Source organism: Bartonella sp. DGB1, assembly GCF_041345015.1.
Lineage (GTDB): Bacteria > Pseudomonadota > Alphaproteobacteria > Rhizobiales > Rhizobiaceae > DGB1.
The window spans coordinates 664,787-690,506 of record NZ_CP166769.1; the positions used below are offsets into that span (position 1 = coordinate 664,787).

Consider the following 25,720-nt stretch of genomic DNA (forward strand, 5'->3'; position numbering starts at 1 on the left):
GCAAAAAGGATATTTTATTTTAGAAATGAACTAGATTTTTGATATGGAAAAGATTAAGATAAATATATAATTATGATAGGAGATTAAAATGAGTTTTAAATTACCTGATTTACCATATAGTTACGATGCGTTGGAACCATATATGTCAGCCGAAACTCTTGAATACCACCATGATAAAACATCATCTAGCTTACGTTAATAATGCGAATAAATTATTAGTAGGATCAGGCTTGGAAAATAAACCCGTGGAAGAGGTAATTCAAGAATCATACAAAACAAATATTCCTTTATTTAATAATGTAGCGCAACATTATAATCATGCTGAATTTTGGAAATGGCTTAAAAAAAATGGAGGAGGTAATAAACTTCCTGGAAAATTAGCTAAAGCTTTTGATGAAGATCTTGGTGGATATGATAAATTCAAAAAAGATTTTTTAGCCGCGGCGACAGGGCAATTTGGTTCAGGTTGGGCGTGGGTCGCAGTTAAGGAAGGAAAATTAGAAATAAGCAAAACCCTTAATGCTGAAAATCCTTTGATCTGGGGTGCTAAACCAATATTAGGTGTAGATGTATGGGAACATTCTTACTATATTGATTGTCGTAATAATAGAGCGCAATATTTAGAAACATTTGTAGATAATTTAATCAATTGGGATTATGTTTTAGAACTTTATGAGCAAGCTACGTAAGTTTATTTAATGATTTGCTTATATATAGGTTTTGTTAGTAAGAGATAATTTTTAAATTGCTATGGTTATAAAAACTTATATTAGAAATAAATCAACCGCAATTGTAATAATTGCGGTTGATTTTATTGTAATTTATTATTGCTTCAATTCTTTATTTTTGATAGCTATGGCTATCAAAAAGCTATATATAAGAGCTCGGTCCTTATGAGCTTGTATTTTAGCAGAAGAACCTTGATGACCACCGGACATATTAGTCAAAAGTAATATCGGTTGTTTGCCAGTATTATATTCTCTTAGTTTAGCTACCCATTTTGCAGGCTCCCAATATGGTACTCTTGGGTCTCTTAAACTACCCATAGCTAAAATCGCAGGATAATTTTGTGATTTAATTTGATCATAGGGTGAATAAGATCTTATATAATCAAAAGCTTTTGGGTCGTGTAATGGATTACCCCATTCTGTCCATCCTATTTGGGTAAGTGGTAAATTTACATCTAGCATAGAGTTAAGACTATCTACTAAAGGTACAGAGGCAACAATAGCAGCATAATCTTGTGGTGCCATATTAGCAACCACTCCCATGAGAAGACCTCCTGCAGAGCCGCCATAGGCCATTAGTAGTTTATGATTAGTATATTTTTCTTTAACGAGGAAACGACCAGCGGTAATAAAATCATCAAAGCTATTTTTCTTTTTATCTAATTTTGCATTATCGTGCCAAGCTGTTCCCATTTCTTTACCACCACGTATATGAGCGATAGCATAGATAAAGCCGCGATCTAATAAAGAAAGAATAGAACTTCCAAAGTTAACCTCACTTATGATACCATAAGTTCCATAGCCATATAATAATAAAGGAGCACTACCGTCTATAGGAGTATCTTTGTGATATACTATAGAAATAGGTAGCTTTTGACCGTCCTTTGTATCAGCGTAAATTCTTTTTGTTACATAGTTTTCAGGATTATGTCCTGAGGGTATTTCAACTTGTTTTAATAATTTTCTTTCTTTTGTTTTTAGATTATATTCAAATAATTGTGTTGGGGTGGTTAAAGAAGAATAGGTAAATCTTATAACATCAGAATCATAATCACGACCTTCTATTAAAGAAAGACTATAGGCTTCTTCATCAAATTTTATAATATGTTCTTTGTTGGTTTTTCTATCTTTCACAACAAGGTTTTGTAAGCCATTTCTACGCTCTTGTAGAATTACAAAATCTTTTGTTACATCCATATCTTCTAACATTCTACCTTCAACATGTGGAATATAATCTTTCCAATTTTCTGGTTCAGGTTTATCGATAGGGGTGACCATTATTTTATAATCACGTGCATTATCAATATTTGTGTAAATATAAAAGACATCTTTACCAGATATAAAAAAATATTTGATATTTTTTTCTCGTGGGCGGATAAGTCTAGGTGGAGTTAGTGGTTTGTCTGCGGGTATAAGATAAAGGTCATTGCTGTTAAAATTTCTAGTTATGATAAAGATAAAATCATTAAGTTTAGAGGTATAAGTACTTAAGGAAAGTTTTTTATCCTGATTTATAAAAATACTTTTGTCAGAACTAGGATTTTCTCCTAATTTGTGATAAAAAACATCATTTGGCAATTTACTTTGCTCTCTTTTACTATAAAAAAATCCTTCAGACTTTGCGTCCCATACTGCATAGCCAGAGGTATGTTCTATTGTATCAGGTAAATCTTGTAAATCAGAGAATTTTCTAATTTTTAGGCGATAACTTTCGCTACCAACATCATCATATGCCCAAAGGGTATAATCTTGGTTAGGCGCTACTGACAAGCCAGAGATTTGAAAAAACTTTTTATTTTCACTTTCTTTATTACCATCTAAATAAGTAATTTGATTTTTTCCATCTAGGTCGGTGCGGAAATAATAGTTATAATTTTTACCACCAACTGATCCAACTCCATAACGATAATTTTTATAAGGCTGTGGTACAGAGGTATCATCTCCTTTAATACGGTTTCGAATTTCCTCTGTTATAATTGTTTGTAATTTTTCGGTGTTCGCGAGCATATTTTGTGTATATAAATTTTCTGCTTCTAGATGAGTTTGAATATTAGCAGGTAGTTTATTTGGATCTATTAAGATTTCATTCCAATTTTTAGCTTTCAGCCAAGCATAATCATCGGTTAACGTTATGTTATGATAAGTAGAAGTGGTACGATGTTTTTCAGCGATCGGTGGTTGTAAAGAATGAGGAAAAATATATGGAACGGCTAATATTAAAGTAAGTAGAGATATTTTCATAAGCGCCTCTCTTTCGATTAAATAAAAAGGTGGTATAACCACCTTTTTATTTTGTTATTTATTTTGTAATTTATTTTGTATTACTGCTAACATGAAAGAATATATATAGGCAGTTTCTTCAAGATATGTAAATCTACCAGATCCTCCGCCATGTCCAGCTCCCATATTAGTTTTAAGCAATAGAGGGTTGTTATCTGTTTTATATTCACGTAATTTAGCTACCCATTTTGCAGGTTCCCAATATGTTACTCTAGGATCTGTTAATCCAGCTAAAGCTAAAATTGCAGGGTAATCTTGTTTCTTTATTTGATCATAAGGTGAATAAGAAGCAATATAATTATATGCTTTTATGTCGGTAATAGGATTACCCCATTCTGTCCATTCAGGTGGTGTCAGAGGTAATGTATCATCCAGGATGGTATTTAATGTATCAACAAAAGGAACAGAGGCAACAATAGCAGCATAATCTTGCGGTGCCATATTAGCAACCGCGCCCATTAATAAACCGCCAGCAGAACCACCATAAGCTACTAATAAATTATGATTAGTAAAATTTTGTTCTACTAAATAACGACCTACTGTTATAAAATCCGTAAAACTATTTATTTTTTTATCTAATTTACCATTTTCATACCAGCTAGTACCTTTATCTTTTCCTCCTCTCTATATATGTGCTAATGCATATATAAACCCACGATCAACTAAAGAAAATACGTTACTATTAAAGCCAGCTACTTGAGGATGTCCATAAGCTCCATATCCATATAATAACATTGGAGCACTGCCGTCTAGAGGGGTATCTTTATGATAAACTATCGAAATAGGTATCATTTCTCCGTCTTGTGCAGGTGCTTGCAAACGGCGGGTAACATATTGTTTAGGATCATGTCCTGATGGTATTTCAACTTGTTTTAATAATTTACGTTCACGGGTTCTTAAATTATATTCAAACAATTGCATAGGTGTGGTCATAGAAGAATAAGTAAAGCGAATCACTTCACTATCATATTCAGAGCTGCCAATTAAATTCAGACTATAAGCTTCTTCATCAAAAGATATTTTATGTTCTTCGTCTGTCTTACGATCTTTGACAATTATTTGCGATAATCCATTGCGTTTTTCTTGCCAGACAAAATAATTAGCAGTTACATCTATATCTTCTATATAACGACCTTCTTCATATGGAATATAATCTTTCCAATATTTTTCTTCTAATTTATCTATAGGTGTAACCATTACTTTAAAATCAGGGGAATTATTTATGTTAGTATAGATAAAGAATCTATCGCCCCCAGAGATAAGAGAATATTTTATGTTATCTTCTTTTGGTCTTACTAATTTTGGTTTTGTTAATGGCGCATCTGCCGGTACTATCCAAGTTTCAGAAGATTGATAATTGCCAGTTGTTATAAAGATAAAGTCTTTATTTTTTGATCCTGAAGCAGACATAAAATAGCCTGGAATTTGTTGATGAAAAATTAGTTGATCATCTTTAGAATCACTATTTAATTTATGGTAATACAAATGTGATGATCTTTGGTTATCATCTTTTTTTGCATAAAATATACCTTTAGAATTGGTATCCCAAATAGCATAACCAGCAGTTCGCTCTATTTGATAGTTAAGATCTTTTAAGTTATCAAATTTTCTAAATTTAAGGTATAATTTTCACTTCCGTTATTATCATATGTCCAAGCTAAATAGTTATGATTAGGAGATACAGATGATTGACCTAAATTAAAGAATTTTTGTCCTTCGCCTTCGATATTACCATCTAAATAAATAATTTGATTTTTTCCATCTAGGTCGGTGCGGAAATAATAAGGATATTGTTTTCCTAATTCAAAACCCTTTCCATACAGATAATTTTTATATTTAACCGGTACTGAGGTATCTTGTTCTTTTATTCTACCTTTTAATTCTTCAAATAATTGTTTTTGTAGTTCTTCAGTGGATTTTGTCATATCTTCGGCATATTTATTTTCTGCTTCCAGATATGTACGAATGTGCGCGGGTAATTCTTCAGGTTTTCTTAGAACCTCTTGCCAATTATCAGCTCTAAGCCAGTGATAATTATCAGTTCTATTAATATTATGGTTAGTTAAAATAATAGGTTTTTTTTCTGCTACTGGAGGTGTTAAATTAGGAAATATAGGATTCATTGTTATCGCCAACATAGTTAAAGATTTTATCATTGTTTTTCCTGATTATATTATTTATAATAATATACGGTAATATATTTATACAAATTAGCAAGTACTATTTCTATTTTTTTAGGATTTTAGTTGAAAACTTGATAATTTTTTACAAAAATAAATAATTTAGAGTATTAGTAACACAACGAAGAACTATAGAGAGTATGACATGGTATCCAAAAATAACATCCTTATTAGCACATCACAAATTATAGCGGCTTATGTTTCACGTGCTTCTGTGGCTCCGGAACAATTAACTGTACTTGTAGAAGAAATATATAAAAAATTACTACAGTTATCTGATGATACGACAAATTCTATACTTACAGTGAATTGTAATGTTCCTTGTATAGACCCTAAAGATTCAATAACAGATGAATATCTTATTTGTTTAGAAGATGGTAAAAAGTTTAAATCATTGCGTAGACATTTAATGAGTCATTATAATATGACACCGGAACAATATATCGTAGTAAGTGGAATTTACATCCAGATTATCCTATGGTAGCCCCAAGCTACTCTAGTGTAAGATCTGAGCTAGCTAAAGAAAATAAGTTAGGTAAAAAATGAGATAATTATTATAAACCTACTATATTGTGAATATTTTTTATAACTGATATAACTCCGTTTGATCTTTGCGGAGTTATATTTTCTGATAATTGCAATTGTTTAAATATATCTTTTATATCAATATTTTTGATTTCAGATATAGTTTTGCCGTTGTAGATAGAGACAACTATAGCTAATAAACCTTTCACCATATGTGAATCTGAATCTATTAAAAAGCTAAAGATATTTTCATTATTTACTGTTGTTTTAGTATAAGTTAACCATACTTGACTAATACAGCCGGATATTTTATGAGCATCATTTTTACAATTTTCAGGATAGGGTGGTAATCTTGTACCGAGGTCAATGATATATTGATATTTTTCTTGCCAATCCGTTAAAAAAGAAAAATCTTCGAGAATAGTGTTAATATCTTGCTGCATTGTTATATCTCGTTTGTTATTAGCTTCATTATGGTTTATTAAATTTTCTCAAGCTATGCAATATTTATTATGATGGAGCATTTTAATTATGTGTGCAAAAAAAAAATAAATTGTAGTAAAAAAAAAAGTAAAGTAAAAAAAAATAATAAAACTGATAAACCGAAAAGATTATTAAGCTTTTTTTTACGGATACTAAAAGCTGTCATAAGGAAACCATTAGTTAGTGGGATATTTTTATTTTCAATAATAATGATAAGTTACTTTTTAATAAATTTGTTTTTTTTGCAGTCTATGATAAGTAATAATTAACTTACTTAATTAGTGTGGGTAAATATTGTTCGCATATAGCAGAAGTTATAAAAGAATTAATTTCTTCTTGCCAATTGTCATTTAATTTTAATATACGCAATAATATAAATCCTTCATTAACATCAGTAGATATTATAAGATTATTTTTATTAGTTTTTTTGTTGATTTAGTTCTGCAATTTGTACTGGATTAGCTAAAATATAATTTAAATTTTCTTTAGTATTCAATGATTTATTACTACTAAAAAATCTTTCTCCATTTTTATTAAAAATCGCTATAGTCCAGAAAGCATCACTATTTTTAGTTTGGATTTTAATAGGAGCATTATTAAGATTGAATCTGCATGTTAATACCTCAAATGCAGGATCATTAGTCCTCATAATAGGATTATTTTCTGGAAGCTTAAAAAATATGGCTTCAGGTGCGGTTTGTTTAACTGAGTTCCAAAGATTATTTTGAGCAAAATATGGAATAAGTAAAATCTCTACAATATAGGCTATTATAAAAGACAATAATCCTATTATTGATAAATATAGAATTTTTTTCATTGTTTACCTTTATTAATATTGCAAGATAATTTTTCTATTTTAGGCATTTTGACTTTTCTTACTCCTGATGGTGTTACTAAAGGAGTGTTATATAAGTTTATAACTAGCATATAATTAGAATTGCTATTTATTGATAACCAATTTCCACTGTATGGTTGCTTAGATACATAAATAATTGCATTATTATCTTGGTTTTTTACTAGTTGCTTAGATAATAAAAAGTAAGGGAAATTATTTGTATTTTTTAATGGTGCTAATTGGTTATTTGTAGCGTATATAGTAAAAAAATCTGCTGGAAGGTTAAATATTGTTAACTTATAGTCACAATTTGCTTGCAATAATTTTCGGTTACTATCAGTTTTTGTCCAAAAAGATAGCCCCTCAGCTTTACCTAAAGTTATAATTGCATTATGAATAGAATAAGCTTTTTCATAGGGATCTGCTTGTTTACTAGAAGCATAAGGCGAATTTATCCAAATATCTTCTATTCTTTTATTAAACCCGCTAAAGTTCTTTACTGTATAATTAGCGCTTATAATAGCTAAAAGAACAGATAATAAGATAATAATAACAATAGAGAAAATATTGCGTAACATGACTTAATTTTTACTCTCGGTTAATTTAATTGGTTCGTTTTTCACGAAAATAATAAGTTGGTTTAAAATAGGTATCATTGCATCATTTAATGAATTTATAGTTATTAGTTTAGTTTCTTCTGATTTTTTTTGATCTATACTAATATTAGGCTTAAAAGGTATATCTTCTAGACCAAATATTGGCATTAAATCTATTTTTTCATGGATAACATTCATCATATGCTGCCATATCATAGCAGGGATACGGCCTCCTGTTACACGGTTCATAGGTTTGAAATTGTCATTACCTACCCATACTCCAGCTGTATAATTACCAGTATAACCAATAAACCAAGCATCTCTATAGGCTTGTGAAGTGCCTGTTTTACCGGCTGCTTGGGTCATTGGTAATTGTGCTCTTCGTCCTGAGCCTCTTTCAACTACTTGTGCTAATGCTTTATTCATTAATATAGCCGTAGAAGGTTTTATAACTTGTTTCACATTAGGGTTATTTTGTGGTTTTATCCATAATATTTTTCATTCTCCTCAGTTTTTATCATTTTAATACCGTGAATTGTTCCTGCTTTGCCACCATTTGCTAATGTGTGATAAGCTACTGTTTGCTCAAACACAGTCATTCCTGAGGTACCAAGTATCATTGCTCTATTTGTATCTAATTTTGAAGTAACTCCGAGTGCTTTAGCTGTTTCAATTACAGGTGCAGTAGAACGGAAATATTGATAAATTAATTTGGGTGGAATAGTATTGTAAGAATAAGCAATAGCATCTGCTATTGAAATTCTACCGTAATATCTACGGCTAATATTTCTTGGTGACCAGCCTCCCCAGGAGAATGGTTCATCTGTGACATAGCTTTGTAGGGTTAAATTAGTACGTTCAAATAAAGTGGTATAACTATATACTTTAAAAGATGAGCCCGCTTGACGTTGTGCTACAGTTGCTCGATTAAATTGGCTTATTTCATAATCTTTACCACCAACTATAGCATTCACAGCTCCTTCACGGTTAATTATAACAGTAGCAGCAGCTTGACCTATTTTATAGCCTTTACCATATTCTTTTAAGATTTTTTCTACAGAATCTTCTGCTACAGATTGGATCATCGGGTTAAAGGTAGTATATACTATAACGTGTTTTTCATTAAATGGATTTTCGTTATAAATTTTCTTTAATTCATTATATGCCCAATCTAAAAAGTACCCCGGGGTTTTTTGTTTAATATTTGGTTTAAAATCCGCAGGATTTTGTTTCGCAAACATTACTTCACTTTCGCTCATAAAACCTTTATCTACTAGATTATTTAATACGGTATTAGCTCTTTGTCGCGCCGTTTGCAAATGTCTATTAGGGGCATAATTACTTGGAGCTTTAAATAAACCAGCTAACATTGCTGCTTCACTTAATGATATATATCTAACATCTTTGTTAAAGTAAACGTGGGCAGCATTTTGCACTCCGTAAGCTCCAGCTCCCATATATACATTATTTAGATATTTTGTTATTATTTCCTTTTTGCTTAAATTAGCTTCTAACCATAACGCTATAAAGGCTTCGTTTATTTTTCTGGAAATGGTTCTCTTATTGCTAAGATAAAGATTTTTTGCTAATTGCTGCGTAAGAGTAGATCCTCCTTGTACAACATTTTCAGCTTTACTATTTTGTACCATAGCACGTAGAATACCTATTATATCTATGCCCCAATGATAAAAAAATCTTCTGTCTTCAGTAGCTAAAATGGCTTTAATAAAATAATCAGGTAATTCATCGATGGTAATATCTTTACCCCAATTTTTTCCTCTTTGTCCGATATAATTACCATGAATGTCTAAAAATCTTGCAGAAATCTCTTTATCACTATTTAAAGGATTTTTTAATATATTAAAAGCTGAGAAGGCAAAAGCTAAAAAGATAAATAAGCCAACAATTAATAAATTTAATAGATTACTTAATAAGGTTAAGATGGATTTAGTTATACCTCTAGGAGTTATTTTTTCAAAAAATAACATAATTTTTTTTATAAAAGTTTGAAAAATACTAAATTTTCTTTTATATGAGCAAAAAAGTTGCGTATCTTAGTATTAAGTTTAAGAAAAGAAAATTTTTCTTTTGACTTTTTTTTCTTCGGGTGTTTATTCAAACGAAACATATAGCATACCTAAACTATATCTAATGATGTCTTATCTGTTATGAATAAAGATATATGGTAAAAAAATAAAAAATAGCTATAGTAATATATAATAATTGTTAATTTATTGAAAATCAGTTATATAACTGATTTTCAATATTATTAATAAGGATAAAATGTTGGAACTTATAAAAACAATTGCAGATATTAAAAATAAATTAGACGTTTTGAGGTTTGAAAAGAAAACCATCGGGCTGGTGCCGACCATGGGCGCATTGCATCAAGGGCACTTAAAGCTAGTTGAACAAGCAAAGAAACATTGTGATATAGTAGTGGTATCAATCTTTGTTAACCCTAAACAATTCTCCATAGGAGAAGATTATGAAAGCTATCCAAGGATTAGAAACAAGATATGCAATTGTTACAACAGGCTGGAGGAGTAAATTTTGTTTTTGCTCCAGAAGTAAAAGAAATATGGTTGGATGATAATGATACAATAGTAGAGGTACCGTCATTATCACATATATTAATAGGTGCTAGCAGGCCAAATCATTTTGTGGGTGTAACAACTATAGTTAATAAATTATTTAATATTTGCAAACCTACAAAAGCCTTTTTTGGTGAAAAGGATTTTCAGCAATTAGTCATCATTCGTAAAATGGTAAAAGATTTAAATATTGATGTAGAAATTGTAGGGGTAGAAATTCACCGCGAAGCTGATGGAGTTGCTGCATCATCAAGAAATGTGTTTCTTTCAGAGCAAGAAAGGAACACAGCTAAAATTATTCCTAATTCTTTACAGCAAGCTAATAATTTATTTAAAGCAGGGGAAAATAATAAGAGGATATTATTAGAAAAAATAAAATCTATTCTAAATACAGAAAAACAAATTATAATAGATGATTTTTAGATATAAGATATGCTGATAATTTACAAAAAGTAAATGAAATTATAGAGCGAACAGCTGTAATTTTACTAGCGGTAAAGATAGGGCAGACCCGCTTGTTAGATCAGTTAATATTGGAGTATTAAATTAATGAGCACCATACCTATGGTAAAACGTAATAATATTGTTCAAATATTAGAACGTAAAGAACAAGAGCCTTTAGTATGTCTTACTGCATATAATGCTGTTATGGCTAGATTAGCTGATAAATTCTGCGATATAATATTAGTTGGTGATAGCGTAGCTATGGTAGAACATGGTTATAATAATACACTAGCTATTACGTTAGATATGATGATTTTACATGCTAAATCAGTGGTTAATAGTACGCGAAAAGCACTTATAGTAGTAGATATGCCATTTGGTTCATATGAAGAAAGCCCACAACAGGCTTATGTAAATGCTGTAAAAATAATAAAAGAAACTGGCGCCGCGGCTGTAAAAATAGAAGGTGGAACATATATATAGCAGATACGATAGATTTTTTAACTAAAAGAGGTATACCGGTTATGGCTCATATCGGTCTGTTACCGCAATCAGTGAATAGTTTAGGTGGCTATAGAGTTCAAGGAAAAACAGAGGAATCTCAAGCGTTATTATTAGAAGATGCAAAAGCGGTGGAGAAGGCTGGAGCTTTTGCTGTGGTTTTAGAAGCAATGATAGAGCCTATTGCGAGAAAAATCACACAATCAATCAATATTCCATCGATTGGAATAGGTGCATCGTTAGCTTGTGATGGTCAAATATTGGTTTTAGAAGATATGTTAGGACTTAATAATAAACCTCCACGTTTTTTGTAAGAGAATATACAAATTTAACTAAAATAATTGAACAAGCTCTTAATGATTTTGCTAATGATGTGAAAAATCGTAAATTTCCTTCAGAAAAGGAAATTTACCCCCTATAGTATTTAAGTATAGTATTTAAGGGTATAATTCTTCAAAAGCGGGCTAAAAATTCTTGCTCTATAGTTGTATTATCTTTGTTATCAAAATATTGCATAGGGATATGGTCTAATAAAGGCGTGCCAAAATATTTAAAAGCATCGCTTTTTTCAAATCCTGCTAAAAAAATAGCTTCATAAAAAGCAGCAGTTATATCAGCCATTTTTATATATTTTTTAATTTTACGGTCGATGATAATATTTAAACCAAATGATTGATAAATTGCTTGCTCTAAATTTTTTTCGGTTTTTTTGTAATTATCACCAATTACTTGCTTAAAAGGTGAGATCATGTCACCAATAACATATTCAGATGCATCATGTAGGAGGGCATATAATTGATCTTGTTTAGTAGATTTTAGGTAGATTTGTTTAAATATATATAAAACTAATAATGAATGTTGTGCTACTGAAAATGGATATTTTCCTTTAGTTTGTCCATTCCATCTTGCGAGTCTCGATAGTCCTCTAGCAATATCATTTATTTCTATATCTAAAGCAGATGGTAAGATTAGGTCTAACCTTCTTCCAGATAACATACGTTGCCATACTCTTATAGTCTTTTTCATTTGTTAGGCTCATTTATATTAAAAGTTGCATAAGGAGGTAAAGTTAATTTAACTTCTTTATCATTTATAGTTATTTTTTTTTGTTCTAAATAGGCTTGTGATAATTTATCTATTCTTATAATTGCTAAGGATAAATTTTTTAGATATATTGTTGTTTTTCCTATAATTTTGTTATCGACTAGGATATCATAATTTCCTGGTGAAAAATCGTTGTTAGTATGTAAAATCAATAATCGTTTTTTAAGTTCACTTTTATATTGCATGCGTGCTACAACTTCTTGTCCTACGTAGCACCCTTTGTTAAAGTCTATAGCATCTAATTGATCTAAGTTAATATCATGCGAAAATAATTCTAACGGTTGATAATCTTGCAAAATTACCGGTATTCCAGATAAAATACGAAATTTTTGCCAGTCATTATAAGTTAATAATAATTGTGTATCTATAGTTAATTTTTTATAGCATCGATAAACGTTATTCTTTGTAAAGCGTTTATCTAATAATATATTTTCATCGGTTGGTATATGGTGTGTGTTAGGGCATATTAAACAATAAATTTGTTCAATTTTTTTAATTTCTATATTTATTTTAGAGTGTAATTTGTAGATTAATAATTTTTTAGCGAAATTTTCTGCTAATATATCATTGATATCAATTATATAACCTTCACTAGAACGTGTTATTAAAAAACTATAAGCAATTTTTCCTTGTGGTGATAATAAGGCCGCAGGATAAAGTTGGTTAATCTTTATTTTTGTGGTATCAATAGTTATTAAGCTCTGAAGGAATGATTCACTATCTATACCGGTTATTTTTATTAAAGTACGTTGGTTTAAATTGGTGAGTTGATATTTTTCTAACATGTCTTCTTCCTTAGTACTTATATTGGTAAACAACTCTTATTAAAAATTCAAGGAGAAACTCTAAATGACAGCGTTTTTGACGTTATTTTGCGTAATGGTACTATAGTTAACCATAGTGGAGTGAATAAAAACGACCTTGGTATTTTAAATGGTAAAATATGGTATATAGGAGATTTATCTCAGGCAAAAGCTGTAAAAGATATAGATTGTAGTAATTTACATATTTTACCAGGGGTTATTGATAGTCAAGTTCATTTTAGAGAGCCAGGTTTAGAACATAAAGAAGATTTAGAGACAGGCTCTCTATCTGCTGTCTTAGGTGGGGTAACTACTGTTTTTGAAATGCCAAATACTAATCCTTTGACTATAACTGCTGAAGCTGTAGCTGATAAAGTGAGAAGAGCTCATCATAGGATGCATTGTGACTTTGCTTTCTGGGTTGGGGGGTGTAAGGAAAATGTAGAAGAGATTGAAAAATTAGAAAATCTTCCCGCAGTTGCAGGTATAAAAATTTTTGTTGGTTCTTCTACAGGTTCTTTATTATTAGAAGATCAAGAAGTTTTAGATAAAATTTTATCGAAAACTAAAAGAAGGGTAGCTTTTCATTCAGAATTAGAATCAAGGTTAAGAGAAAGAGAATATTTAAGGAAAATCGGCGATCCTTCCACTCATCCAATTTGGAGAGATGAATTAGTAGCCCTTCAGTCTACTAAAAATTTAGTAGACTTGGCTAAGAAAAATAATGCTAACATTCACATTTTACATGTTTCTACATCTGCTGAAATAGAATTTTTAAAATATTATAAAGATTTAGTAACTTGTGAAGTAACTCCTCATCATTTAAGCCTATGTTCAGAAGATTATAAAAAATTAGGTACATTGATACAAATGAATCCACCAATAAGAGATAAAAGTCATCAGGATTCTTTATGGTATGGGGTAGAACAAAGTATTATTGATGTTATTGGCTCTGATCATGCGCCGCATACTATAGAAGAAAAACAGAAAATATATCCGGATTCACCATCAGGAATGACTGGAGTTCAAACAATTTTACCTATCATGTTGGATCATGTAAATGCAGGTAGATTAACTTTGCCACATTTAGTTGATCTTACTTCTTATAATCCTAGTAAAGTTTTTTCTATTAAATCTAAAGGACGTATAGCAGTAGGATATGATGCTGATCTTGCTATTATAGATATGAATAGAACAGAAAAAATAACAAATCAACAAATAGGCTCTAAAGCAGGTTGGACTCCTTATGATGGAAAAATCGTTAAAGGGTGGGTTGTTGGTACCTTTTTAAGGGGGCACTGTGTAGTTTGGGAAGGTTCTTTACAAGCGACTAATTTAGGAGAAATGGTGCAATTTAATAAGGTATAATTACTATATATTTAGTGGAGTAGCTTACTTACCTTAGTAATTTTCGTAAAAAGAAAGCGCTTTTTTACGGGGTAATTGTGCAGTTTGTAAGGTTCTTTGTAAGCTATTAACCTAGGTAAATGGTGAAATTTAATAAGTGTAATTACTATATATTTAGTGGAGTAGCTTACTTACCTTAATAATTTTTGTAAAAGGGGGTGCTTTTTTACGGGGTAACTGTGTAGTTTGTAAGGTTCTTTGTAAGCTATTAACCTAGGTAAATGGTGAAATTTAATAAGGTATAATTACTATATATTTAGAGGAGTAGCTTACTTACCTTAGTAATTTTCGTAAAAAGAGAGCGTTTTTTTACGGGGTAACTGTGTAGTTTGTAAGGTTCTTTGTAAGCTACTAACCTAGGTGAATGGTGAAATTTAATAAGTTGTAATTATTAATGTTAGTGGTGAAGTTTTCGTATTTTAGTAAACCTGTTAAAGGGTAGGGCGGTTACTTCTTATAAGATAATCGTATAGTTTGAGCGGCTTCTTTACTAGTTAGTAACTTAGCAGAACAGATTAATTATTAAATTATTCATTACTCTATTGATTCTACTGATTTTACGTCAGGTAGAAAATGTTTTAATAAATTTTCTATTCCATATTTTAATGTAGCGGTAGATGATGGGCAACCTGCACAAGCTCCACGCATATGTAGATAAACTACTCCATCTTTGAAACCTTTAAATATTATATCACCTCCATCATGGGCAACCGCTGGGCGAATACGTAAATCTAATAATTCTTTTATAGTTTCTACGGTTTCTGTATCTTTTTCATCAAAAAATTCTTGCGTTGCATTTTTTTTTTGCATCGTCATGATTATTTTTTAAAACTGGTTCATTATTAGAAAAATGTTCCATGATAGTGCCGAGTATAATGGGTTTTAAATGATCCCATTCATAATCATCCTCACGACTTACTGAAATAAAGTCATGACCAAAAAAGACATATTTTACACCATCTATGCTTAATAAGCGGGTAGCTAAAGGAGAGCTTTTTGACGCTATTTCTATATCGTTAAATTCAGCATTACCTTCTAATAAAACTATACGGCCTGGTAAAAATTTTAAGGTTTGTGGGTTGGGGGTAGTTTCTATTTGAATAAACATAATAATTCCTATTAACTTTTCAAAAATCCAACTATATCACGAATTTTTGACATTGTAACCTCGGCTCTTTGTTTAGCTTTTTCAGCTCCTGCCTTTAAAATACCATCAATGTAATCTGGTTCGTCATTAAGCTTCTTTAATTCATTAGTTATAGGGGCAATTTTATTTATTGTTACTTCAATTAATTCTTTTTTTAAATAAGAAAATTCTAGATTAGCAAATTGTTGAATGGCTTGTTGTTTAGTTATATTAGCTAATGCCGCATAAATATTCAACAAATTATTAGCTTCGGGTCTGTTATTTAAATGTTCTTCATCCTCAGGCAATAAATCAGAATCTGTTTTTGCTTTGCGAATTTTTTGGGCTATTTGATCAGGTGAGTCCGTTAAATTAATTCGAGATAGATCAGAATTATCTGATTTGGACATTTTTTTATTTCCATCTTTTAAGGACATAATCCGCATAGTATCTTGACTAATAATTGGATGTACATTTGGAAAGAAATCACCTAAGTCATTGATAGCTAACTGTAAATCTATGATGCGTTGTCTATAGTCGCCATTGAATTTTTGCGCTATATCTCTAGTAAGTTCAATGTGTTGTTTTTGATCACTACCTACAGGAACATGGGTTGCTTTATAAAGTAGAATATCAGCTGCCATTAAAATAGGATATGAAAATAGCCCTATTGAAGATTTTTCTTTATCTTTACCGGCCTTATCTTTGAATTGTGTCATTCTAGACATCCAACCTATACGAGCAATACAATTGAAGACCCAAGCTAATTCTGCATGTTGTGGAACTTGACTCTGATTAAAAATAATATGTTTTTTATGATCTATTCCGGAAGCAATAAAACTGGCTGTAACTTCTCGTGTGGATTTTAATAAAGAGGTTGGATCTGGTAATACAGTTAGTGCATGCATATCTACTATACAAAAAAGACAATTATATTGATGTTGAAGGTTAATCCAATTTTTTATTGCTCCGAGATAATTGCCTAAATGTAAATTACCAGTAGGTTGTACCCCTGAAAAGACAATAGAATTTGAGTTTGTCATTAATGCACCTAAATTATGATTCGTTGTTATTATTATTGGTATTTTATTTTTTTTGTAAATAGCCTTTTAATATTCTCAGACCTATTCCACTAAAAGCTATTATAAAACTAAAATAAATTATTATAGCGGCTGATATAATACTAACAATTATCAAGAATTTCTGCCAAAATGAGAAATCTTCGTAAAAAATATAACCCCAATAATTTAAGGCTAGTATGATGAATGTACTCATTAATAAACAGCTTATAATTATACAGATAATATTTTTTAGTAAGTTGAAATCAGGCTTCCATTGTTTCCTAATGACTAAGGTGATAAATAATAAGCTTGCATTTAACCAGCCCGCGGTTATTTCTGCTACAGCAATTCCTTCAACAGAATATTTAGGAAATAACAATAAACATAATGTTAAATTGGTTAACATTGACATAATCGCAAATATCATTGGAGTCTTAGTATCTTCTCGAGAAAAAAAAACTTGGAATAAAAGTTTTTATCAAAACAAAAGCAGGTAGACCAAAGCCATAGATAGTTAAAATATTACTTACAATATAAGTTGCTTCAGGAGTAAATTCTCCTCTTTGATAGACTAATTGTACAATAGGATAGGATAATAACAAAAATCCAAAAGCTGCAGGTAAGGTAAGTAATAAAGTAAATTCTAAAGACCTATTTTGAATATGTAGGCTGGTATTATTTAATTTATTTTTTAAGGCACGAGATAATTCAGGTAATAATACTGTTGCTACAGCTATACCTACTATACCTAAGGGTAATTGGTAAAGACGATCTGCATAAACTAGTGAGGAAACTGCTCCGGCTTGAGATGAGGCGATATTAGTACTGATAAGTAAATTTATTTGGGTAATTCCTCCAGTAATGGCTGCTGGTAAGGCTAACCATAATAATTTTTTAACATTTGAGGTAAGTTGAGGTTTCTTGATTTGAAAAGTGACGCCGGCTTTTTTTACAGCGAAATAACTATGCTTAATTGACAAATTCCTGATAAGAAAACTCCCCAAGCTAGCCATATACCAAGAGTTAAATTATCGTAATCATTAATTCGTACAATTATTAAAATAACTATTAAAATAATATTCAAAAAAACAGGAGCTATAGCAGCAGCAAAATATTTATGTAATGCATTCAGCATGCCGGCCATCATTGCAGCTAACGACATACAAGCTAAATAAGGAAACATTATTAATGATAGGCGATAAGTTAAAGAATATTTTAACGGCTCATTACTAAAACCAGGGGCGATAATATAAGTAACTAAAAGAGGCATTGATAATTCTATTAAAATAGTTAACAATAATAAGATAGTGAATAATATGCTAAATATCTCACTAGAAAATTTCTTAGCTCCTGTTAAACCATTACTTTCTAGCTCTTTCGAAAATAATGGAATGAAAGCAGAACTAAAAGCTCCTTCTGCAAATAATCTTCTGAAAGTATTAGGAAATCTAAATGCTGCATTGAAAGCATCGGCAACCACTCCAGTACCTAAAGCGGTGGCTATTAGTATTTCTCTTATAAATCCTAACAAACGGCTTAAAAAAGTGCCAGAAGAAACAGTGAAAAATTTGCGAAATAAATTCATAATAGATCCAATTATATAAATATATTTTTAATATTGTGTATAAATATATATATCCTATATCAATTTAAAACAAAAATTAGATTATTCACTAGACAAATTGTGTTTTTTAAGTTAATAATGTATGTATTTACCAGATTACACATGGTAAGTCTATGTTAACTTAATTAGAAAGTATGTGATACAAGTGCAAGTATTAGTCCGTAATAATAATGTTGATCAAGCGCTGAGAGCTTTGAAAAAGAAAATGCAACGGGAAGGAATATTCCGTGAAATGAAAATGCGTTCTCATTATGAAAAGCCATCAGAGCGTCGTGCAAGAGAAAAAGCTGAGTCTATTCGTAGAGCTCGTAAACTAGCACGGAAAAAAGCTCAACATGATGATGGTTTAGGATATTAATTTGTTATAACAGAAAGCGCTTTTTATAGGCGCTTTTTGTTATTCATATTTTAGGATATTAATTGCTTATAATTAGGATATTAATCACTTAAAGTTAATATTTGATTTGTGCAATGCGGTGTCGAGGTATTATGTTTAAAAAAAGTGTAGTTTTACCACTTGTTTGTCTTTTATTTATTTCATGTAAAAATAACAATTTTGAAAATATTTCCTCGATGACACAGACTATATTGGATAATCCTAAGTCAGTGGAAGCTTATAATATTCGTGGAATAGCTTTTGCGCAAGATAGTGATTATAATAGTGCTTTAAAAGATTTTAGCCAGGCTATTCAACTTGATAGTAATTTTATAGATGCTTATATTAATCGTGGTACTTTATTTTTAAATAAAGGATATCTAGATAAAGCCGCTGCTGATTATAATCATGTTTTAACTTTACAGCCTAATAATGCTATTGCTTATATCGGTTTAGGAAATATAGCTTTAGCAGAGGAAAACTTCAAAGAGGCTTTATATTTTTTTAATAAAGCTACAGGGCTAACAAAAAATTATAGAGCTTTTTATGGTAAAGCTATTGTTTTACAAAAGTTGAATAGGCATAAAGAATCTATAGATGCTTTTTTTGCAGCTTTATCAAACAATCCTAAATTACCACAAATGTATGTTGATAGAGGACTAAGTTACTTAGCTATTAACGATTTAGAAAAAGCTAAAAAAGACTTTAGTATTGCGTTAAATATCGACAATAATTTTGCTATAGCTTGGTATAGATTAGGGGATATTTATGAGCGTGATGGATGTTATGTAGATGCTTTGGAAGCTTATAAAGCCGCAAAACAATTAGATGATAAGATAGAAGATATTGATAAACATATTGAAAGATTAAACGCATTATGCTCAAACTTTAATTTTAAATGTAACAAAGTTGCAGATAAATATTTTAAACATAAAATATATTTTTAATCTTTGAAATTAATAATATAAACCGTTCATTGGTAAAGTTGATAGATCTTTTTTAAATCTTTTTTGTGTTTCTTTGATTGAAGTTTTTTCTATCTTTGTTTCTTTATCGGTTGTTTGGTTTCTATTATTTGTTTTTATTCTTTGATCTTCTATTTGCTGGTCGCTTTCATTATCGTATTTGTTATAATCATCGCTTTCTGGTTTAACTTCTCGTAATTTAAGCTTATTTTGTTCAGATGTGCTCAGATTATTTTCGGAGCCGTTTAAAAAGTCAATTTTTTGAATATGCTGTTTATTTTCATCTAGCACAGAGGGAGTGATTTTTGGAATTGACGTATCGGATTCTGCAAGTTTGGTTGCATTCCTTGTGATATAACTGTTGTCTACTCGTCCAAAAGGAGCTATTTGGGTTAAGTTATCTTTTTGTTTGGTCTTTATTGGACTTGTTAAGTTGCTTTTATTAGTTTCCCATAGACCTGCATTAGTAGTTTTAGCGGTAATTATTTGATTGTTGTGAGTATTAGTCAAAGAGTTATCTTTTTGTTTATTTTTATTAAAAAACTTATTTGTTATTTCTTCAGAAATATAATAGGCTAGTTTATCTTCTCCTTCTGTGGTAAAATCTGCATTATTTTTATAACGTAGTTTTGTTAACTTGCCTTCTTTAGTAAAACCAACTTCGCTAAATTGTCCATAGTCGTTAGCAAAATTATTCCACATATTTATAAAAGTAATATTATATTTTTTGGCTATTTTTTGTGTTATCTCATTAATTATTTTAGCAATCCTATTAGCATTTTTTGAGGGGTGTGGCAAAGTTCCTACTAGAGCAAAATCTATATTACGTTTTAATAAAGGTGTTATTAAAGTTATCAGTTGTTGTTCGTAATCTTTTTGCCAGCTGTTATTAAATAAGGATATAGTTGCTAATTCTCTATCTAATTTTATTACATCTGCATAACCTATAGCTATAATAACAAAATTAGGGTTATTATAATCTAATATATTATTTACGTCATTAATGATATTTTTAGCTGAAAAATTTAGCAGCTGCGCGTTATAATTGGAGGCCTCAATTAACTCAATAGGATTTTCTTTAAAATCAATAGTGCGGCTAAGTCCATTTTTTATAGGAGTCGTTAGCATATCTCCTAGTAATAGAATAGATAATTGGTTTTTATTAGTTGCTTTTATTGTATTTTCTTTTAATAATCCATTGTTTTCTTCTGTTATTATGGCTTCATTTTCAGGAAAAGAGTTAAATTTTTGTAATTGTTTTTCTTGCTCTATAGCTGTGTTGACCTTATCTTTTTTAGGGGTGTTATAGATTAAATCCATTAAGCCCGTTGCATTGACAGATATAGGCATAGTTAAAAAGCAAATAGATGAAAGTAATAGTAAAGGCGATTTTATTTTGTTATATTTCATAGTATCCTCTTACAAAAGATAAACTATGGTACCCATTTTTTGCTGAGTCCTAGCTCTCCAGAAATTCTATCTGCTAAAATACCTATAAGCAAAGCATATCGATTAGCATTGTTATAGGTTTTTAAAACAGAAAAATTCTTAGTAACAAGAAAGATAGGACCGTCTACCCCATCTGGGAATAGCAAACGAGCAGTATTTGTTAAATTTGGGTAATTTTTTTTATCAGCACGTATTATTCCAAGCTTTTGCCATTCTGCAAAAGACATATTTTTATTATCAAATTTTTTTATATCTTGGTAAGGATAAAGAACTTCATAACCCCATTTTTGATTTTTAATCCAACCATTAGTTTTTAAAAGATTTGCTGAAGAGGCTAAGGCATCAGGGATAGAATGCCATATATTAGGCCAGGAGTTACCATTAATATCTTTAGCAAAAGCTAGATAACTAGTAGGAATAAATTGAGTATGCCCCATAGCGCCAGCCCAGGAGCCAACTAAGTCTTTTCTTTTTACTTTACCGCTTTGTAAAATTTTCAGTGCCGCAATCAATTGTTTTTGAGCATATTGACTTCTACGATCATCCGCGTAAGCTAATACTGATAAAGAATTAAAAATATCTCTAACGGCCATAGGATTTTTTAAAGCTCTTCCATAGGAACTTTCAGCCGCCCATATTGCTAATAATATATTTTTATCTACACCAGTATTTTTATTAATTTTTTCTAATATATCAGCATATTGGTTACTTTTTTCTTGTCCTTCCTTAATAATATTAGCTGAAATACGACGGCTAAGGTAATGGACTAATGTCATAATGAATTCAGGTTGATAACGTGCTTTAGGTAAAACTGAAAAATCCGGGGATGATATATTATCAAAAGCTTCAGAAAAAGTTTTTTCTGTAATTCCTTTAGATAGCGCTACCGGTTTAAAATTTATAATCCATTCTTTAACAGCATCTGCGTTAAGTGGTTTTTTAGCCGAGGCTAAAGAATGTGATCCTATTAATATAAAAACAAACAAAAAGCTATGTTTTATTATACTATAACTCAAGAAATTGAAAATTTTCACCATGACTAACCTAGTAGAATTTTGTAATTATTAATATATTTTGGCTATAATGTTTTAATAACAAGTTTGATAATGAAAAATAATTTAATTAGTTCAACTTATAGGTAATTATTTTAGCCATCCTTGTAATTCATTTAAAATTATATCAGTTAACAGTTGAATATTTTGTTCACTATCATTTAAACATTTAATGTAAGTGAAATTTTTACCACCATTATCTTGAAATAATTTTTTATATTCTATGTTTATTTCGTGTAATGTTTCTAAACAATCCGCTACAAAACCAGGACTGATTATAGCAATAGATTCTATTTTTGATTGAGCTAATTTTTTTATATGTTTTTCAGTGTATGGTTGTAACCATTCTTCTTTACCAAATTGAGATTGAAAGCAAATATCAATTTTATCTTCTTTCCAATTAAGATATTTTGCTAATTTTTTTGTAGTTTCTAGACATTGTTTTTCATACGGATCACCTAATTTGCTGTATCTTTTAGGTATTCCATGAAAAGATACCAATAATTTATCTATTCTATGAGGGTAGTTTGTTAAATGCTCTAAGATAGAATCTGCTAAAGCTTTTATATATAAAGGGTGGTCATAATAAGCTGGTACGGTTCTTATTGCAGGAATATGTCGTTGTTGTTTTAAAAAGTCAAAAACTTTATCACATACGGTTGCGGTGGTCGCAGCACAATATTGCGGATAAACAGGAAAACATAATATTTTTTCACAGCCTGCGTTCACTAAAATATCTAATTTTTCTTCTATTTTAGGCGTACCATACCGCATTGCCCATTCAATAATAAGTTGTTCTGTATTTAGTTTGGCAAGTTTTAATTGTTGTTTTATATTTTGTTCTATTAGTAAAGTCTGTTGCTTAGTAATAAGGCGAAGAGGGGATTCATTATATGTCTTATCCCAAATAGCTTGATAAGATTTAAGAGTTTTTGTTGGTCTTTTACGTAAAATTATTCCGTATAAAATTGGATACCAGATTAACCTTGGCAAATCTATCACTCTTTTATCAGATAGAAATTCAGTAAGATAACTGCGTATAGATTTAATATCTAATTGATCAGGAGTTCCTAAATTAACAAGAAGAACCCCAATTTTTTTAATTGGGGTATTAAAAGAGATTTTATTCATAAAAGACCTAATAATATTATGTAACGGGATCCTAACAAAATTAATAAATTCTGTAAAGGAATATAAATTAATAGGCTAATTTATTTTACGTAATGAGAAAGATTTACCATTCTCGGGTGTGCAAGTTAGGGTTTTATTGAAAGATACTAAATTACATTGAACTTTAGAAACAGTACCTCTTACTAGAGAACGTAAATTAAGCTGTACTACTTGGTTGCTATCTATATAGTATGTACCTTCAGCTAATTTTTCGTTAGTATCAGTTGTTTTTGTTTCAAAAGTACCATTTTTAAATTTCGATAATATCCCGCTGGCATCTTTCCAGGTGCCTTCAATCTCATTAGTTTTAGAACTGTAGAATTGTTGTTCAGGAGAAAAAATACTCAAGCCATTATTACAGCCAGTTAGTAATAAAGCATATAGTCCAATAGTGATAAAACGAAAAATCTTCATTAGTGACCTCATATTAAATATAGCATATAAATTAAAATTTAATTTTATTTATATGCTATATAGAGTAATAAAATAAATTATCTATTTATTTTATTTTCAATTTCTTCTATCTCATCAATCATATTTATAATTGTAGATAGTCCTTTTTCCCAAAAACTAGCTTTACTAGCATCAAAACCAAACATGTCTAATAATTCTTCGTGACTTTTACTGCCACCAGCTTCAAGTAATTTAAAGTAATTTTCTTTGAAATTTTCTTGACCTTGCTGATATGCAGAATATAAAGAATTTACTAAACCGTCGCCAAATGCATATGCATAGACATAAAATGGTGAATGTATGAAATGACCAATATATGTCCAGAAATTTGCATAATCTTCTGTTATTTCAATTGCCTCTCCTAAAGATTCTTTTTGTGTTTTTAGCCAAATTTGTCCTATTTTTTCGTTACTAAGCTCACCTTCTGATCTTCTTGTTTCATGAACTTCTCTTTCGAATAAATAAAAGCTAATTTGTCTAACAACGGTATTAATCATATCTTCCACCTTTTTAGCTAAGAAAATTTGCCGTTGTTTTAGATCTGTCTGTTTATTCAGTAAAGATTGGAAAGTAAGCATTTCACCAAATACAGATGCTGTTTCAGCTAATGTTAAAGGAGTGGAAGCCATTAACACACCTTGCGGAGCAGCAAGTAATTGATGCACACCATGACCTAACTCATGTGCTAAAGTCATAACATCCCTACTAGAACCTAAATAATTTAATAGTAAATAAGGATGAACCGAAGGTACTGTACTATGAGCAAAAGCACCTGATTTTTTACCTGGAGTAGATTCTGCATCTATCCAGCCATTACCAAAGAATTTTTTACCTAACTCAGCTAATTTAGGAGAAAATTGCTCATAGGCTTCTAATACGATTTTCTCAGCTTCCTTCCAGCTAATATATTCATTTTTAGCATCTCCTAGTGGAGCATTTCTATCCCATGCATTTAGTTTTTCTTTGCCTAGTAATTTAGCTTTTATAGCATAATATCGATGAGAAATAGCTGGATAATTTGCTTTTACGGTATTAACTAACGCCTCGACCATTTCAGGATCAATGCTATTTTCTAAATGACGGCTGCTAGCTACATCCTCGAATTTATGCCATCTATCAGATATTTCTTTCTCTTGAGCTAAAACATTAGTAATTAAACTATAGATAGGTAAATCTTTTTCAAAAGATTCTTTTAGAGCATAAAAGGCTGCTTTTCGTTTATTTTCTTCTTTATTTTGTAGCAGGTCAAGAGTTTGTTCTAAAGTTAACTCTTCATTATCAACTAAATAACGTGATTTACTTAAGGTGTCGTTATATAAACGGTTCCAAGCGGCATATCCAGTTAGGGATGTTTCAGAAAATAACCTTTCTAGATCATCATTTAATTGATGAGGTTTATTTTTGCGTATTTTATTAATCCACGGTAAATATTTTTTAAATAATTTATCTTTTTCTGCTGTTTTTAAATTTTCCTCATTTAATTTATTTAATTCAAGCTCAAAAAATATTAACGATGTGAATATTTTAGTGATTTTACTTTGTGTATCACTTAATAGTCTTGATCTTTCGGGGTCAGAAACATTTAGAGCATAATTTAAATATACATAGGAGCTTATTTTATATGCAAGCTCCACTATAGTTTCATATTCTTGTACTGCATGTCCTAAAGACTTGTCATCTGTATATTCGGTCGAGGTTTGTAGATTGCCTTCCCATTTGGCTACGAATTTCTTTACTTCTTCTTCAAGTTTGGTAAAATCTTGTAAAAATTTAGGATCAGTAGGAGATGCATAAAAATCTGTTAAATCCCATTTAGGGAAAATGTCATTCTTCGCAGTTTTTGTTAATGTTTGATTCATTTGCTTACTCTTTTTTCATTTTATGCTAGTATTCTGAACATTTTTTACATATATTGCAACTATTTTTCATGACAACTCATTATATTGACGTTGCGTTAATATAAT

General features: G+C 30.2%; 20 protein-coding genes and 6 pseudogenes. 8 read left to right on the plus strand and 18 right to left on the minus strand.

Translation table 11 applies throughout. The features are described 5' to 3' along the window. The first annotated feature begins 88 nt into the window (after positions 1–88). Positions 89–689: pseudogene (locus tag AB6T46_RS03395) on the plus strand (superoxide dismutase). A 135-nt stretch (positions 690–824) separates the two neighbouring features. Here the strand turns inward: AB6T46_RS03395 and AB6T46_RS03400 are convergent. The 3 genes and pseudogenes from AB6T46_RS03400 to AB6T46_RS03410 form a co-directional block, all read right to left on the minus strand. Then, positions 825–2,969, minus strand: coding sequence for a S9 family peptidase (locus tag AB6T46_RS03400; protein ID WP_370932004.1), 2,145 nt, complete (start codon positions 2,967–2,969; stop codon positions 825–827). 54 nt (positions 2,970–3,023) lie between these two features. Further along, entirely contained in the window at positions 3,024–3,575 is a 552-nt protein-coding gene (locus tag AB6T46_RS03405) for a prolyl oligopeptidase family serine peptidase (RefSeq protein ID WP_370932041.1), read from the minus strand. Between the two features lie 57 nt (positions 3,576–3,632). Beyond that, positions 3,633–5,164, minus strand: a pseudogene (locus tag AB6T46_RS03410) (S9 family peptidase). A gap of 169 nt (positions 5,165–5,333) precedes the next feature. Here AB6T46_RS03410 and AB6T46_RS03415 point away from each other — a divergent pair. Then, positions 5,334–5,672 (plus strand): MucR family transcriptional regulator, encoded by a 339-nt coding sequence (locus AB6T46_RS03415; RefSeq protein ID WP_370932005.1) that lies wholly within the window; start codon positions 5,334–5,336, stop codon positions 5,670–5,672. Next, complete coding sequence (locus AB6T46_RS03420; protein WP_370932042.1) at positions 5,666–5,734, plus strand: hypothetical protein; 69 nt, start codon at positions 5,666–5,668, stop codon at positions 5,732–5,734. The genes AB6T46_RS03415 and AB6T46_RS03420 overlap by 7 nt, the downstream gene beginning before the upstream one ends. Positions 5,735–5,742: 8 nt before the next feature. On the opposite strand, the gene AB6T46_RS03425 is transcribed toward AB6T46_RS03420, so the two are convergent. The 5 genes from AB6T46_RS03425 to AB6T46_RS03445 form a co-directional block, all read right to left on the minus strand. Continuing rightward, a complete protein-coding gene (locus AB6T46_RS03425) occupies positions 5,743–6,156 on the minus strand; it encodes a SufE family protein (RefSeq protein WP_370932006.1) in 414 nt (137 codons plus the stop codon). Positions 6,157–6,614: 458 nt separating this feature from the next. After that, a complete protein-coding gene (locus tag AB6T46_RS03430) occupies positions 6,615–7,013 on the minus strand; it encodes a hypothetical protein (protein WP_370932007.1) in 399 nt (132 codons plus the stop codon). Next, a complete protein-coding gene (locus AB6T46_RS03435; RefSeq protein WP_370932008.1) occupies positions 7,010–7,609 on the minus strand; it encodes a DUF1214 domain-containing protein in 600 nt (199 codons plus the stop codon). The genes AB6T46_RS03430 and AB6T46_RS03435 overlap by 4 nt, the downstream gene beginning before the upstream one ends. A gap of 3 nt (positions 7,610–7,612) precedes the next feature. Further along, positions 7,613–8,089, minus strand: a complete 477-nt coding sequence (locus AB6T46_RS03440) for a penicillin-binding transpeptidase domain-containing protein (protein WP_370932009.1) — start codon at positions 8,087–8,089, stop codon at positions 7,613–7,615. A 20-nt stretch (positions 8,090–8,109) separates the two neighbouring features. After that, the gene (locus tag AB6T46_RS03445) at positions 8,110–9,615 is read right to left on the minus strand and encodes a transglycosylase domain-containing protein (protein ID WP_370932010.1); all 1,506 of its coding nucleotides are present in this window, start codon (positions 9,613–9,615) and stop codon (positions 8,110–8,112) included. Between the two features lie 295 nt (positions 9,616–9,910). Here AB6T46_RS03445 and panC point away from each other — a divergent pair. Continuing rightward, positions 9,911–10,644, plus strand: a pseudogene (gene panC / locus AB6T46_RS03450) (pantoate--beta-alanine ligase). 126 nt (positions 10,645–10,770) lie between these two features. Continuing rightward, positions 10,771–11,587: pseudogene (gene panB, locus AB6T46_RS03455) on the plus strand (3-methyl-2-oxobutanoate hydroxymethyltransferase). Positions 11,588–11,619: 32 nt separating this feature from the next. On the opposite strand, the gene AB6T46_RS03460 reads toward panB, so the two are convergent. Both AB6T46_RS03460 and AB6T46_RS03465 read right to left on the minus strand, forming a co-directional pair. Next, a complete protein-coding gene (locus AB6T46_RS03460) occupies positions 11,620–12,192 on the minus strand; it encodes a YfbR-like 5'-deoxynucleotidase (RefSeq protein WP_370932011.1) in 573 nt (190 codons plus the stop codon). Further along, positions 12,189–13,055, minus strand: coding sequence for a folate-binding protein YgfZ (locus AB6T46_RS03465; protein ID WP_370932012.1), 867 nt, complete (start codon positions 13,053–13,055; stop codon positions 12,189–12,191). The genes AB6T46_RS03460 and AB6T46_RS03465 overlap by 4 nt, the downstream gene beginning before the upstream one ends. A gap of 45 nt (positions 13,056–13,100) precedes the next feature. On the opposite strand from AB6T46_RS03465, the gene AB6T46_RS03470 reads away from it, so the two are divergent. Next, entirely contained in the window at positions 13,101–14,441 is a 1,341-nt protein-coding gene (locus AB6T46_RS03470) for a dihydroorotase (RefSeq protein ID WP_370932043.1), read from the plus strand. 573 nt (positions 14,442–15,014) lie between these two features. Here the strand turns inward: AB6T46_RS03470 and AB6T46_RS03475 are convergent. The 3 genes and pseudogenes from AB6T46_RS03475 to murJ all read right to left on the minus strand — a co-directional run bounded on the left by AB6T46_RS03475 (position 15,015) and on the right by murJ (position 18,252). Next, positions 15,015–15,588 (minus strand): annotated as a pseudogene (locus tag AB6T46_RS03475) (NifU family protein). Positions 15,589–15,599: 11 nt separating this feature from the next. Continuing rightward, entirely contained in the window at positions 15,600–16,649 is a 1,050-nt protein-coding gene (gene trpS, locus AB6T46_RS03480) for a tryptophan--tRNA ligase (RefSeq protein ID WP_370932013.1), read from the minus strand. A 43-nt stretch (positions 16,650–16,692) separates the two neighbouring features. Next, positions 16,693–18,252, minus strand: a pseudogene (murJ, locus tag AB6T46_RS03485) (murein biosynthesis integral membrane protein MurJ). 184 nt (positions 18,253–18,436) lie between these two features. On the opposite strand from murJ, the gene rpsU reads away from it, so the two are divergent. Next, positions 18,437–18,649 (plus strand): 30S ribosomal protein S21, encoded by a 213-nt coding sequence (gene rpsU, locus AB6T46_RS03490; RefSeq protein ID WP_370932014.1) that lies wholly within the window; start codon positions 18,437–18,439, stop codon positions 18,647–18,649. 131 nt (positions 18,650–18,780) lie between these two features. Further along, positions 18,781–19,614, plus strand: coding sequence for a tetratricopeptide repeat protein (locus tag AB6T46_RS03495; RefSeq protein WP_370932015.1), 834 nt, complete (start codon positions 18,781–18,783; stop codon positions 19,612–19,614). Positions 19,615–19,623: 9 nt separating this feature from the next. On the opposite strand, the gene AB6T46_RS03500 is transcribed toward AB6T46_RS03495, so the two are convergent. From AB6T46_RS03500 to AB6T46_RS03520, 5 genes are all read right to left on the minus strand, one after another. Then, positions 19,624–21,042 carry a hypothetical protein gene (locus AB6T46_RS03500; RefSeq protein ID WP_370932016.1) on the minus strand — a complete coding sequence of 473 codons (1,419 nt, stop codon included), beginning with the start codon at positions 21,040–21,042 and terminating at the stop codon, positions 19,624–19,626. Between the two features lie 23 nt (positions 21,043–21,065). Continuing rightward, entirely contained in the window at positions 21,066–22,118 is a 1,053-nt protein-coding gene (locus tag AB6T46_RS03505) for a lytic murein transglycosylase (protein WP_370932017.1), read from the minus strand. Positions 22,119–22,223: 105 nt separating this feature from the next. Beyond that, on the minus strand, positions 22,224–23,264 hold the full coding sequence (gene hemH, locus AB6T46_RS03510) for a ferrochelatase (protein ID WP_370932018.1): 1,041 nt from the start codon (positions 23,262–23,264) through the stop codon (positions 22,224–22,226). A gap of 75 nt (positions 23,265–23,339) precedes the next feature. Beyond that, on the minus strand, positions 23,340–23,717 hold the full coding sequence (locus tag AB6T46_RS03515; RefSeq protein ID WP_370932019.1) for a hypothetical protein: 378 nt from the start codon (positions 23,715–23,717) through the stop codon (positions 23,340–23,342). A gap of 77 nt (positions 23,718–23,794) precedes the next feature. Continuing rightward, positions 23,795–25,615: a M3 family oligoendopeptidase gene (locus tag AB6T46_RS03520; protein ID WP_370932020.1), complete on the minus strand. Its 1,821-nt coding sequence runs from the start codon at positions 25,613–25,615 to the stop codon at positions 23,795–23,797. Positions 25,616–25,720: the final 105 nt, after the last annotated feature.

Bases quoted from the DNA above. Each gene is read 5' to 3' on its own strand.
- AB6T46_RS03400 (WP_370932004.1), bottom strand. From the start codon at position 2,969: ATGAAAATATCTCTACTTACTTTAATATTAGCCGTTCCATATATTTTT.
- AB6T46_RS03415 (WP_370932005.1), top strand. From the start codon at position 5,334: ATGGTATCCAAAAATAACATCCTTATTAGCACATCACAAATTATAGCG.
- AB6T46_RS03425 (WP_370932006.1), bottom strand. From the start codon at position 6,156: ATGCAGCAAGATATTAACACTATTCTCGAAGATTTTTCTTTTTTAACG.
- AB6T46_RS03430 (WP_370932007.1), bottom strand. From the start codon at position 7,013: ATGAAAAAAATTCTATATTTATCAATAATAGGATTATTGTCTTTTATA.
- AB6T46_RS03435 (WP_370932008.1), bottom strand. From the start codon at position 7,609: ATGTTACGCAATATTTTCTCTATTGTTATTATTATCTTATTATCTGTT.
- AB6T46_RS03445 (WP_370932010.1), bottom strand. From the start codon at position 9,615: ATGTTATTTTTTGAAAAAATAACTCCTAGAGGTATAACTAAATCCATC.
- AB6T46_RS03460 (WP_370932011.1), bottom strand. From the start codon at position 12,192: ATGAAAAAGACTATAAGAGTATGGCAACGTATGTTATCTGGAAGAAGG.
- AB6T46_RS03465 (WP_370932012.1), bottom strand. From the start codon at position 13,055: ATGTTAGAAAAATATCAACTCACCAATTTAAACCAACGTACTTTAATA.
- trpS (WP_370932013.1), bottom strand. From the start codon at position 16,649: ATGACAAACTCAAATTCTATTGTCTTTTCAGGGGTACAACCTACTGGT.
- AB6T46_RS03495 (WP_370932015.1), top strand. From the start codon at position 18,781: ATGTTTAAAAAAAGTGTAGTTTTACCACTTGTTTGTCTTTTATTTATT.
- AB6T46_RS03500 (WP_370932016.1), bottom strand. From the start codon at position 21,042: ATGAAATATAACAAAATAAAATCGCCTTTACTATTACTTTCATCTATT.
- AB6T46_RS03505 (WP_370932017.1), bottom strand. From the start codon at position 22,118: ATGGTGAAAATTTTCAATTTCTTGAGTTATAGTATAATAAAACATAGC.
- hemH (WP_370932018.1), bottom strand. From the start codon at position 23,264: ATGAATAAAATCTCTTTTAATACCCCAATTAAAAAAATTGGGGTTCTT.
- AB6T46_RS03515 (WP_370932019.1), bottom strand. From the start codon at position 23,717: ATGAAGATTTTTCGTTTTATCACTATTGGACTATATGCTTTATTACTA.
- AB6T46_RS03520 (WP_370932020.1), bottom strand. From the start codon at position 25,615: ATGAATCAAACATTAACAAAAACTGCGAAGAATGACATTTTCCCTAAA.